Here is an 11,713-nt window from a genome sequence, read left to right on the forward strand (position 1 = left end):
CGCTGGGCCCGTATAGGCATGGTCCAAAGCGGAGTACGCCTTGAGCAAGGTGTGGGAGCCGTCGTCACAAGCTTTCAGGCACGACTCTTTCGAACTGCCTGGGTCGTCGCCATGCCCGGCCGCATCGTGCGAATGCGCAGCCAGCGCGTCAGGCGCATGACTGTGCTCGCCTGAAGCACTGGTCGCCGAAGAGTGCGATGAGGGCGCTTCCAAGAGGCAAGCATTCGCCACGCCTGAGCCCAACGCGAACATCCACACCAGCAACACCACAAATGCGGTACTGCGCTTGGCGAGGGGGCTGGAAAAGAATGGCATGTTGAGTTCGGGGAACCTGAATCTCATACTACGAGGCCACCACAGTGCCCCCTTGATCCACATCAAATCTGACCCCGGGCACACCGTGGCGAAATCAGACTGGCCTCGAAAGGGGCAACTGTCTGTGCGCTGGCAGACGAACGCCGCGCGTTGATCTGGGTCAACCCTTGCAACGCGACAAGCCAGCAGGCTCTGCCAACAGTCCACCCAGCCAGGGCATCGCCATGTACACCCACATCCTCGTTCCTGTTGACGGCAGTCCCACCTCCGACCGTGGGCTCGAAGAGGCGGTGAAGCTGGCAAAGTTGACCGGTGCTCGCATTCGCTTGATTCACGTGATTGACCAGCTTTTCTACGCGGGCGGCATGGAAGGGTTTGGCGCCATGACGGTCGACCTGATACCGCTGCTGCGAGAGGGCGGCGCGAGGACCCTCCAGACGTGCAAGATTCGTGTTGAAGCGACTGGAGTGCCCGTCGACACCGTCTTGTTCGACAGCTCTGACGGGCGCGTTTGTGACCTGGTGGTGACTGAGGCGACGAACTGGCCCGCCGACCTGATCGTGATCGGCACGCATGGACGGCGGGGCGTCGGGCGCGTCTTCATGGGGAGCGATGCCGAACAGATCGTTCGTCATGCGACCACGCCCGTGCTGCTGGTGCGGTCGGGCGAGGCAATGCAGCTGGCACCTGCGCTCGCCGAAACGAGGACGCGATAGATGCAGAACGCTGAGTCATCCTCCAAAGAAGTGCCCATGAGCACTATCGAAACCCTCAACCACGCATGTTTCTGCATCAGCCTCGACGCGCAGGCCCTGGCCCGCGCGCTCGATTCAGAGCTTGGCCAGCCCGGCCTGGCCGAGATGGTTCGGCAGCGTTGCCCGTTTCTCTTTGCGGCGCAACCCGTGTTCGTGGCGCCGCTGCAGTTGCAGCGCATGGCGCAGGTGATGCAGGCGATCGAATCGGTGGTGGCCATGCCGGCCTACCGCGAGCAGGTGCTGGCCGCCGCGCCCGCCATCGCCCGGCTGGGAACGCGCGGTCCCCTGGGCGCTTTTTTTGGCTATGACTTTCACGTCAGCCAAGGTCATCTGGGGTTGATTGAGGTCAACACCAACGCCGGGGGGGCGATGCTCAACGTGGCACTCGCACGGGCGCAGCGGGCCTGCTGCGCGGTGGTGGATGCGATGTTGCCCAGGCTGGCGAGCGTGGCGGCCTTCGAGGAGAGCATCGTCAACATGTTCCTCCACGAATGGAAGCTGGCCGCCCTGCCGGGCAAGCGCACCAGGCCGCTGGCGAGCATCGCCATCGTCGACACCACACCTGAGGGGCAGTTCCTCTATCCCGAATTCCTGTTGTTCCAGCAGTTGTTCGAGCGGCACGGATTGCGTGCGGTCATTGCCGATCCGGCCGCGCTGGAATGGCGTGACGGTGTGCTGTGGCACGGTGAACTGGTTATCGATCTGGTCTACAACCGGCTGACCGACTTCTACCTCGAGCAGCCCGGCAGCGCCGCGCTGCGCGAAGCGTATTTGCAGCAAGCGGTCGTGCTGACCCCGCACCCGCAGGCGCACGCGCTCTATGCGAACAAGCGCCACCTGGCGCTCTTCAGCGATGCCGCTCGCTTGCAAGCCTTGGGCGTGCCCCCGGCCACGCAACAAATTCTGCTTGAGCACGTGCCTCGCACGGAGGTGGTTGACTCCGCCCACGCACAGCGCCTGTGGGACGCGCGTCGAAGCCTGTTTTTCAAGCCGGTGGCCTGCTTTGGCAGCCGCGCGGCCTACCGCGGTGACAAGCTGACGAGGCGGGTATGGCAAGACATTCTCGAAGGTGACTATGTGGCGCAGGCCCTGGTCGCGCCGGGGGAAAGAATGGTCGACGACCGGAGCGCGGGCCAGGCCGTCAAGCCCATGAAATTCGACCTGCGTGCGTACACCTACAACGGTGCGGTGCAGTGGGTGGCCGCGCGCTTGTACCAAGGGCAGACCACCAACTTCCGCACCCCGGGTGGCGGTTTCGCGCCGGTGTACAGCTCGGCCGATGCGTCGGGCAACTGCTTGCAGGCTTGCGTCGGTGCCAGCGCCGCCGAAGGCGCGGCGCATGCCTCCTATGTGTTCTTGCTCGACGACGGCGGCGATGTTCATGCGCTTCCCCATGCGTTGTATGTCGCGGTGGCGGGCGGCGAGGCATCGGCCGAGGCGCTGGCCGGTCAGACCTTGCGCGTGGCCGACTGGTACGTGCGCTTGAAGAATGGTGAGCCCGACACGGTGGTCAACGAGACCTACAGCGTCGTTCACTTCGACATGCAAGGGCGGGTGGACAGAACCCGATTGTCAGCAGCGCCTGTGAGTCCTAGCGCCCTTCCCCATGCTGGCGCAGCGAAAGCGCCCGAAGATGCCAACTGGCCCACCCTCGCGGAGCGAGAGCGCATGCGGGAGTTGTTGTTTGGAGGGGCGCTGGCAACCCAGGCTTCACTACCCGGACACCCTGCATGTGCGGCATCTGCGGCGAACTGAGGTTCGACGCCACGTCGCCCGACGTGGCGGTGATCGAACGCATGTCCGGGAAGCTGGCGCGACGCGGGCCCGACCATGCGGGAACGTACTCTGACGGCCCGGTTGCGCTGGGGCACCGGCGCCTGGCCATCATCGACCTGTCGCCCAACGGCGATCAGCCGATGGTGGACACCGCGTTGCAACTGGCCCTGGTGTTCAACGGCACGATCTACAACTACCGCGAGCTGCGTGCCGAGTTGATCTCGATGGGCTACACCTTCTTCTCCGAGGGCGACAGCGAAGTCATCCTCAAGGCGTACCACGCCTGGGGCGAGCAGTGCGTGCAACGCTTCTACGGCATGTTTGCGTTTGCCATCTGGGACACCCGGCGCGCGAGCCTGTTCCTGGCGCGCGATCGCTTCGGCATCAAGCCGCTGTACCTGACGCAAGACAGCGGGCGGCTGCGCTTCGCGTCGAGCTTGCCGGCCCTGCTGGCAGGTGGTGGTGTCGACACGCGCCTCGACCCGGTCGCCTTGCACCACCACTTCATGCTGCACACCGTGGTGCCGGCGCCGCGCACCGTGCTCAGCGGCGTGCGCAAGCTGCCCCCTGCCAGCACAATGACGGTCCACATGGATGGGCGAATCACCCAGGCTGTGTACTGGACCTTGAACGCCACGCGGCCTGAGCAAACCTTGTCGGAGGCCGAGTGGTTGGCCGCGACGCGTGCGGTGCTGGTGCGTGCGCTCGACCGGCACCGCCTTGCGGCCGACGTGCCGGTGGGGATCCTGCTGTCCGGCGGCCTGGATTCGAGCCTGCTCGTCGGCCTGCTGGCCGACCATGTGGATGACTTGCTGACGTTCTCGATTGGGTTTGAAGGCATCGAAGGCATCAGCGTGGGCGCCGAGAAGGCCGACGAATTCGACTACTCCGACCTGATCGCAGAGCGGTTCAAGACGCGCCACCACAAGCACCTGATCCCCAACAGCGAGGTGCTGTCGCGGTTGCCCGAAGCCGTGGAGGCGATGACCGAGCCAACGATGAGCCACGACGTGATCGCGTTCTACCTGCTCAGCGAGCGGGTGTCGAAAGAGGTGAAAGTGGTGCTGGCCGGGCAAGGCGCCGACGAGGTGTTCGGCGGCTACTTCTGGTACCCGCTGATGGACGCTGAAACCGGCCCGGCGGTCGAGCGCTTCGGCCGGCACTATTTCGACCGCGACCACGCGGAGTATCTGGAAATGATCGCGCCGGCCTGGCACGTGCCAGACGTGACCACCGAGTGGGTTGCGCGCGAGTTGGCCAAGCCGCAAGCCGACACCTTTCTCGACGAGGTCTGGCGCCTCGACGCCACTGCCTTGATCGTCGACGACCCCGTCAAGCGCGTGGACAACATGCCCATGGCCTGGGGCCTCGAAGTGCGTGTGCCCTTCCTGGACCATGAACTGGTGGAGCTCGCGGCCCGCATGCCGCCCAGCCTCAAGCTCAAGCAAGGCGGCAAGTACCCGCTCAAGGCAATCTCGCGCGGCGTGATCCCCGATGCGGTGATCGACCGGCCGAAAGGCTACTTCCCGGTGCCCGCGCTGAAACACGTGCGCGGCCCGTTCCTGGAGCTGATGCGCGGCATCCTCCAGTCAGACGCGTGCATCCGGCGCGGGCTGTACCAGCGCGCGTATGTGGAAAAGCTGCTGGCCGACCCGGAGAAGCACTTCACACGCATCCAGGGCAGCAAGCTGTGGCATCTGGCGGTGCTCGAATGGTGGCTGCAGGTGCATGTGGACGGCGTGGCAGGCGGAGCGGGGGCGCTGAACACCTGATCGGTCTACCCCACCTTCAACTGGCACCGACACGGTCGAAGCCGACCAGCACGACCGCCACCAGCACGCCTGCGATCGGCCCCGCCAAGGGGTGCAACAGGCAAGCGAGGATGGGCGCTACCAGGATGAGATGACGCAGGCCCCAGCTGTACAACACGCCGGCCCGCCGCACGTAGGCTGTGCCAACCGGAGCCCAGCGCTTGCGCGCATCGGATTCCACCGGCATGCCGATGATGAAACCGAGGTGGTTGTAGTAGCGAACAGCCATTGCCGAGCACACCAACGAGGCGAAGAGCAATGCCAGCAACAGCAGTTCGAGCAGCAGCCGGGGGGTGGCGCTTGGCAGCATCACCGACGAGCCGAAACTCGCGTGCAGCGAGGGCGCGGCGAGCGTGACAGTGCCAATCAGCCCCAGCATCGCCGTCGACGCCGTCAGGGTTGCCGACATCAGCGAGTTGCGCAGCGTCTGCACTGCAAGAATCTCCGAGCCTGTGTGCTGCGACACGGCGGTGAACCATTCCTCCCGCAGCGCCGCGTGCGCGCTGCGTGCCAAGCGCTCGGGGTGCCGCCGCTGTGCCACCGTGAGCACGACCTCATAGGCAATCAGCACCGCGATGGTCGCCAGCGTGGCCAGCCAGGCCAGGGTGCCGGTCATCGCGTGGTCTCACGTGGGTGCAGGCCGGCAGCGTGCTTGCGACGCTCAAGCAGCTCGAAGGCGCCCATGCCCACCAACATCGCCCCCACGAAGACCAGCGCCTTGACCTCACCCATGCCCAGAGCCACCAGACCGGGGCCAGGGCAGAAGCCAGCGACACCCCAGCCGATACCGAACAAGACGCTTCCGATCACCAGGCGGCGGTCGATGTCGCGCGAGCTGGGCAGCTTCATCGCCGCACCCAGGAAGGACACGGTTCGTTTCTTGGCCACTGCAAACGCGAGTGCACCCACGGCAATCGCACCCGCCATCACGAAGGCGAGCGAGGGATCCCAGGCGCCGCCCAGATCCAGGAAGCCGAGCACCTTGGCCGGGTCGGCCATGCCAGACACGATGAGGCCGAGCCCGAAGACGAGGCCGGCGAGCAGTGATGCGAAGACGGTCATGGCCATGCTCCTGATTGTTTTCTCAGACGCCAAACACATGGCGGGCGACGAACACGGTCGCGAAGCCCGCCGCCATGAAGGAGACCGTGGCCACCAGCGAACGCGGCGACAAGCGGGCCAGCCCGCAAACGCCGTGCCCACTGGTGCAGCCCGAGCCGTAACGGGTGCCCACCCCCACCAGCAGGCCAGCGACCACCAAGGCACCGAATGACGCATCGATGCGGGGCTGGGGCAGCGCCGCAAACAACGCGTAGACCCACGGCGCGCCGACGAGGCCCAGCACGAACACGGCTCGCCAGGCCACGTCGCCCTTGACCGGCTTGAACAGCCCGCCGATGACGCCACTGATGCCGGCAATGCGGCCGTTCAGCAGCACGAACATTGCCGCGGCCAGGCCGATGAGCACCCCGCCCGCCAAGGCGGACCAGGGGGTGAATTCATTCCATGCGATGGACATCATTTTTCCCTCATGCAATAAAGACGGTGGAGCACGGCCACGATCTCAAGCAGCCGTGGATCGGCGACGCTGTAGAAGATGTTCTTGCCTTGGCGGCGCGTGCTGACCACCCCCTCGGTGCGCAGCACGCCGAGCTGCTGCGACAGCGTCGGCTGACGGATGTCCAGCTGCTCTTCGAGTTCGCTGACGCACATCTCGCCTTGCGAAAGCTGGCACAGCAACAACATGCGCTCGACGTTGGCCAGCAGCTTGAGGGCGCCTACCGCGTCGTCTGCGGCGTGGCGCAGGGCTTCGGGGTCGATGACAGTTGGAGAGCGTTTCATGAGACGGTTCGCGCAGCGTTCTGCAGCTTGATCGGGTTGCATTCATTATGCATTCACATATACTATTAGTCAATAGATCGAAAGTCGAACTTTGGAGCCCCCCATGAACACTCGAACCACGACCCAAGCCTTCTTCGACCCGAAGACCTGGACGGTGACCTATGTCGTGTGGAACCCCGCCACGCTGCGTGCCGCGGTCATCGACCCGGTGCTCGACTACGACTTCAAATCGGGCCACACCAGCAGCGCCTCGGCTGACCAGGTGCTGGCCTACGTCGCCGAACACGCGCTTCAGGTCGACTGGATCCTCGAAACCCATGCCCATGCCGACCACCTGTCCGGCGCGCGTTACCTGCAACAGCGCATCGGTGGCCGCATCGCCATCGGCGAGAACATCCGCGCGGTGCAGGCCACCTTCAAGAAGCTCTACAACCTGGAGCGCAGCTTTTTGCCGGATGGCAGCCAGTTTGACCACCTGTTCAAAGACGGCGAGACGTTCCGCATCGGCGAGATCGAGGCCACGGCGATGTGGGTGCCCGGCCACACACCGGCCGACATGGCCTACCTCATCGACGGTTCGGTTTTCGTCGGCGACACCCTCTTCATGCCCGACGTCGGCAGCGCCCGCGCCGACTTTCCTGGCGGCGACGCGCACCAGCTGTACACCTCCATGCGCAGGCTGCTGGCCCTGCCACCCGAAACGACGATGTACGTCTGCCACGACTACCCGCCGGCCCCACGAGAGGCTCGCTGGCAGACCACGGTTGCCGAACAACGGGCGCACAACATCCACGTGCGCGATGGCATCGGCGAAGACGAGTTCGTGGCCATGCGGCAGGCCCGCGATGCAACGCTGGAGGTGCCGACGCTGATCCTGCCGTCGATCCAGGTCAACGTGCGCGCCGGGCAACTGCCGCCGCCCGACGAGAACGGTGTGTCGTACTTGCGCAGTCCGCTGAACACCTTGCCGATTGGGCCTTGAGCGCCTGAACACCTGCCACGCCAAGTGCGCCAGGCTCAGTCACGCTTGCGCCCATCGCCATCGCGCTTGCGTTCTGGTTCCTCGCTGGCGCTGCGGTGGCACTCAGCGCAGTTTTCGAAGTCCCGGATGCCCTCCTCCAGATGCTCTCGTCGCACATTGGCCGGCGTGTGGTCGTGACAGCCGTAGCAGGTGTATCGGCTGAAGTCATTGCCGGTGTGACAGGTCACGCATGACACCTTGTGATCTCGGTCGAGCACGAACAGCTTGGCATGATCGAAGGTGGCCGGCTTCCAGGCTTCGGAGCTGTGGCACTGGCTGCAACCCACCGTCAAGTTGCTGTGCAGACTGTTCTTCGGCGCGCTGTGGCAAGACGCGCAACGCTCACGTATGGCCGGGCGCAACAGTGCGTGCGAAAAGGGTTTCCGGCTGTGCTGCGTCAATTTCGGTCCGGTGTGGTCGCTGTGGCAAGCCATGCAGTTTTGCTCGATCAGTTCCTGGTGAAACGATGTCTTGACCGTTGGCTTGGAAAGCACTGCGCCCTTGCTCGTACGCAACCCGATGTCGGGCAAGGCGTGGCACGCCACACAGCGTTCAGTCACTGCGCCGCGCAAGGGTGCGTGGCAGGCGAAACAATCCGTTTCGATCTCGGCATGTGCTGGCACCAGCGCACCCGGGCTGACCATCAGGTGCGGGTACGCGAACACCAGCGCCACCAACGCCAGCAGGTTGACCGCGATGAGGCCCAGCACCCAGCGGCGTATCACTTCCAGCCCCAGAACAGGAAGATGCTGATGATGTGCGCCACGGCCAGCACCACAAACGCCAGCGTGATCGGGTAGTGCACCGACCGCCATTGTTTGACGGTATCGAAGGTGAGACTGTCCCAGTACAGCTGATCTTCCACATCGTTGCTGCCGTTCCCCTGCGTTTTCACTTGAACTTGCAATCGGGATCGCGCCGCGTCCAGTCGCTTGCGCGAACGCTGCAACAGGAACTTGCCGGTCAGCCCGCTGCCCACGTTGATCAACATGGCCCAGACCGCCAGCCAGCCCAGAATCGCGTTGAAGTGGATGCCGGCATGCACCAGCACCAGCAGCGAGCCGGCCCAGGCCATGCGCTCATGCCAGCGCAGCAGAGTGACCGGCTTGCCAGCGCTGATCAGCTTGCGCTTGCGCAGCGAATAGCCGAACGAGCCGACGATGAGCAACGTGCCAGGAATGCCCAGGTAGCGGCCGATCCACACCGCGTCGAACGTGTGCAGCAGCGCGTCGAGCAGCAATGCGCAGGCTCCCAGCGCCAGCAAGGCCAGATAGAAAGGCAAAACCTCGCGGCTGATCAGTTTGGCTTTCATGGGGGTCAGGCCTCGAGCACCAGGGCCGATTCCGGCGTGCCGACACACAACAGGCAATGCCCCGGCCGGATGTCATGGTCGGGCCTGTGGGCGTAGCGAACGGTTCCGCTGACGAGCTTGGTCTCGCAACTTCCGCAGCTCCCCGAGCGGCAACCTGAATCGACCTCCACGCCGTGGCGCTCCGCAAAATCGAGCAGGCTGGCGTCGTGCCCGTCCCACACCAGGGTGCGTTCTGCTCCGATAAAACGCACCTCGATCGGTGCGATGACACCCGTGCGCACATCGGCGCCTTGCACGAGTGCTGACGCGTCGAGCGGCATCGATGCCGGCCCGAAGGCCTCGAAATGGATGTCCTCGGCGCGAACACCCCAGGCACCCAACGCCGGGACCAGGCTCGCCATCATCGGCGGCGGGCCACACACATAGAAGCGGTGACGACCGTGCGGCAAGCTGCTGCGCAACAGGTCGACGTTCACGTGGCCGGCGTGCTGGTAGTCGCGGCCTCGAACGTCGCCGGGGCCCGCACTGCTGTAGACCACGTTCAGGTGGAAATTCGGATGCGATTCGACCCACTGCTCGAGCACCTGTTTGAAGGCGTGCTCGCCGCTGTGCCGCAGGCCGTAGTACAGGTGAACGGTGCGCTGCGGCTGCTCTGCAAGACACCACAGCAGCATGCTCATCATCGGCGTGACGCCGATGCCGCCGGCGATCAGCACCGCAGGCACAGCAGGATCGGGATCGATGAAAAAGTGACCGGTCGGTGCCTTCACCTTGAGGATGTCGCCTTCTCGAACGCGCTCATGAAAGTGACTGGATGACACCCCCGGCGGCAATTCAGGCCGCCCGGCTGGTGGCGGCACACGCTTGATGGTGACGCGGTAGTTCGTCGGACGTGGGCAGTCTGAAAGCGAGTAACAGCGCGTGATCGTGCGCTCGGTGTCAGGCGCTTCCGACACGCTGTTGGCCACCCGGAGCGAGAAGGTGAGGTATTGGCCCGGCTTGAAGGGCGCCAATGCCACGCCATCGACGGGCTCCAGATGAAACGAGCACTGGGTCTTGGCTGCGTCTTCGAACGAGCGGCGGATGACACGAAAGTCGCGCCAGCTGGGCCAGGCACCGGGCGCAACCGATGAGGCTTCAGCGACAGTCAATCCAGGTACTGCCGTTTGGGCACTGCGTCGCCGCCATGCGGCAACGGCGATCCCACTCGCCAACTGAAGGAGCAGTGCCGCATTGATGTAAACAAGGAGCTGGAGGGCGGTCACGCTGTTCGGGATGTCGCAGGCAATGCGGGTGACAGTCACACCGGGAAGATGCAACGGTGCTCAGTCTGGCGCCGGACCTGCCCACACCGCTTGACCGCCATCAACGCAGTGCCCTGTTGATGGGCTGTCGGCAGCAGCTGTCAGATGGACAAACCTCCGCTCCCCGGATGTCGATGACTCAGGTCGTTTGCCACGCTGATCAGCAGTGGAACGAAGGCACCCAGGCAGATGGCGGCCAGCACATCTGACGGCCAGTGGACACCGAGGACGAGTCGGGAGACCGCGACCAGGCCTGTCCACACCACAGCCAGCGTCATCGCGGGGGTGCCGGCGCGAGGCCAGATGCGCGCCACGCACAAGGCGGCGGCGGTCGAGAAGGCGGCGGTGCTCAGGGTGTGCCCGCTGGGAAAGCTGGAACCCCAGTACCACTGCGCCTCCCACAAGGCAGGTCGGGCCCGGCCAACGATGGCTTTCATGCCCCAGACGAAGAGCGTGGCCGTGATCGACGATGCAGCCAGCAGCACGGCTTCGAAGCGGCGCCGGCAGACGAGCAACACCGTGGCGGCCAGGCCTGCTGCGGGCACCAGAACCGCAGCGGATCCGCTGAACGTGATCGCCGTGAAGAAGCCGGTCAGCGCTGAAGGCACATGCTCGCGAATGAACCACAGAATGGCTTCGTCAACCGGCCCGGACTCTTTGGCAACCACATCCTCGATCACCTTGATGCCGCCCACACTCAGCGTCAGCATCCCCAACACGGCCAGGCGACGCTTCGCCAGAGGCGCGTTCCAGCCCGGCCCTCTGCGCCGGGCATAGGTGCTGATGAGTGCGTAGGCACACGCGACGAAAAAACCGAGCTTGGCGATGTCCGACACCAGTTCGATGAGCATGTGTCAACGGCCCCGCGCCCGAACCACCAGCTTGCGCAGCTCGCTGTACCACAGCACCCCACTGGCCATGGCGGCGCACAGCAGCCACTGCTCCAAGGTCAGCGGCACCGTGCCGAATGCCAGGTTCAAGAAGCCCAGGTGCACGACCGCCATCTGCAACACCACCGAGAGCGCCATGGCGCCCCACAGCCAGGGGTTCACGAACAGGTGCGAGAACGCGCTGGTGACGTCAGAGCGTGCGGTGAAGCAGCCGAAGAGGCTGGTGAACACCAGCACGGTGAAGCCGGCCGTGCGTGCGGTCGTGATGTCGTGGCTGCCCTCGATCAGCCCACCGGGCAGGTGCATGTCCATCGTCAGCAGCGTGACCACGGCGATCACCAGGCCCGTCTGGATCACGCTGGACCACATGCGTGCGTCGATCACCCGCTCGCTGATATGGCGCGGCTTGCGCGCCATGAGGTCATCGGTGGGCGGGTCGACGCCCATCGCGAGCGCCGGCCCGGAGTCGGTGACAAGGTTGATCCACAAGAGCTGCGTCGCGAGCAGCGGCAGCACCACGGCGCCACTGGCATCCCCGGCATTCAAGCCGATCACGCCCGCCCCCACCACGCCCAGAAAGACCGTCAACACCTCGCCCATGTTGGTGGACAGCAGGTAACGCAAGAACTTGCGGATGTTGTCGAGAATGGCGCGCCCCTCGCGCACGGCCTCGACGATGGTCGCGAA

At 64.9% G+C, this 11,713-nt stretch carries 14 protein-coding genes; 4 read left to right on the forward strand and 10 right to left on the reverse strand.

Going from position 1 to position 11,713, the window contains the following annotated elements:
- The coding region (locus tag RMO40_RS02815) for a hypothetical protein (protein WP_309716009.1) at nt 1–315 on the reverse strand (315 nt) is incomplete at its 3' end.
- 224 nt (nt 316–539) lie between these two features.
- Between RMO40_RS02815 and RMO40_RS02820 the strand changes: the two genes are divergently transcribed.
- The 3 genes from RMO40_RS02820 to RMO40_RS02830 are packed head-to-tail and all read left to right on the forward strand — an operon-like array spanning nt 540 to nt 4,618.
- Nucleotides 540–1,031: a universal stress protein gene (locus RMO40_RS02820; protein ID WP_309716012.1), complete on the forward strand. Its 492-nt coding sequence runs from the start codon at nt 540–542 to the stop codon at nt 1,029–1,031.
- 36 nt (nt 1,032–1,067) lie between these two features.
- The gene (locus RMO40_RS02825) at nt 1,068–2,825 is read left to right on the forward strand and encodes a hypothetical protein (protein WP_309716015.1); all 1,758 of its coding nucleotides are present in this window, start codon (nt 1,068–1,070) and stop codon (nt 2,823–2,825) included.
- Nucleotides 2,801–4,618 (forward strand): N-acetylglutaminylglutamine amidotransferase, encoded by a 1,818-nt coding sequence (locus RMO40_RS02830; protein WP_309716019.1) that lies wholly within the window; start codon nt 2,801–2,803, stop codon nt 4,616–4,618. Before RMO40_RS02825 ends, RMO40_RS02830 begins: the two co-directional genes overlap by 25 nt.
- Before the next feature lie 16 nt (nt 4,619–4,634).
- Here the strand turns inward: RMO40_RS02830 and RMO40_RS02835 are convergent, their stop codons facing one another.
- From RMO40_RS02835 to RMO40_RS02850, 4 genes are read right to left on the reverse strand one after another with little or no spacing between them, the layout of a single operon-like run.
- The gene (locus RMO40_RS02835; RefSeq protein WP_309716021.1) at nt 4,635–5,273 is read right to left on the reverse strand and encodes a DUF599 family protein; all 639 of its coding nucleotides are present in this window, start codon (nt 5,271–5,273) and stop codon (nt 4,635–4,637) included.
- On the reverse strand, nt 5,270–5,719 hold the full coding sequence (locus RMO40_RS02840) for a DUF6691 family protein (protein ID WP_309716022.1): 450 nt from the start codon (nt 5,717–5,719) through the stop codon (nt 5,270–5,272). The genes RMO40_RS02835 and RMO40_RS02840 overlap by 4 nt, the downstream gene beginning before the upstream one ends.
- Nucleotides 5,720–5,741: 22 nt before the next feature.
- A complete protein-coding gene (locus RMO40_RS02845) occupies nt 5,742–6,176 on the reverse strand; it encodes a YeeE/YedE thiosulfate transporter family protein (RefSeq protein ID WP_309716025.1) in 435 nt (144 codons plus the stop codon).
- The gene (locus tag RMO40_RS02850; RefSeq protein ID WP_309716028.1) at nt 6,176–6,499 is read right to left on the reverse strand and encodes a metalloregulator ArsR/SmtB family transcription factor; all 324 of its coding nucleotides are present in this window, start codon (nt 6,497–6,499) and stop codon (nt 6,176–6,178) included. Before RMO40_RS02850 ends, RMO40_RS02845 begins: the two co-directional genes overlap by 1 nt.
- Before the next feature lie 103 nt (nt 6,500–6,602).
- On the opposite strand from RMO40_RS02850, the gene RMO40_RS02855 reads away from it, so the two are divergent.
- Nucleotides 6,603–7,481 (forward strand): MBL fold metallo-hydrolase, encoded by an 879-nt coding sequence (locus RMO40_RS02855; protein ID WP_309716030.1) that lies wholly within the window; start codon nt 6,603–6,605, stop codon nt 7,479–7,481.
- A gap of 35 nt (nt 7,482–7,516) precedes the next feature.
- Here the strand turns inward: RMO40_RS02855 and RMO40_RS02860 are convergent, their stop codons facing one another.
- From RMO40_RS02860 to RMO40_RS02880, 5 genes are all read right to left on the reverse strand, one after another.
- Entirely contained in the window at nt 7,517–8,230 is a 714-nt protein-coding gene (locus RMO40_RS02860) for a cytochrome c3 family protein (RefSeq protein WP_309716033.1), read from the reverse strand.
- A gap of 11 nt (nt 8,231–8,241) precedes the next feature.
- A complete protein-coding gene (locus RMO40_RS02865) occupies nt 8,242–8,832 on the reverse strand; it encodes a hypothetical protein (protein ID WP_309716036.1) in 591 nt (196 codons plus the stop codon).
- Nucleotides 8,833–8,837: 5 nt separating this feature from the next.
- Nucleotides 8,838–9,983 carry a 2Fe-2S iron-sulfur cluster-binding protein gene (locus RMO40_RS02870; protein WP_309716040.1) on the reverse strand — a complete coding sequence of 382 codons (1,146 nt, stop codon included), beginning with the start codon at nt 9,981–9,983 and terminating at the stop codon, nt 8,838–8,840.
- Between the two features lie 254 nt (nt 9,984–10,237).
- Entirely contained in the window at nt 10,238–10,987 is a 750-nt protein-coding gene (locus tag RMO40_RS02875) for a phosphatase PAP2 family protein (RefSeq protein ID WP_309716043.1), read from the reverse strand.
- 3 nt (nt 10,988–10,990) lie between these two features.
- Nucleotides 10,991–11,713, reverse strand: a 723-nt coding sequence (locus RMO40_RS02880; RefSeq protein WP_309716045.1) for a cation transporting ATPase C-terminal domain-containing protein, incomplete at its 5' end; no start/stop codon positions are given.

The organism is Rhizobacter sp., from assembly GCF_031412075.1.
Classification (GTDB): Bacteria; Pseudomonadota; Gammaproteobacteria; order Burkholderiales; family Burkholderiaceae_C; genus Rhizobacter.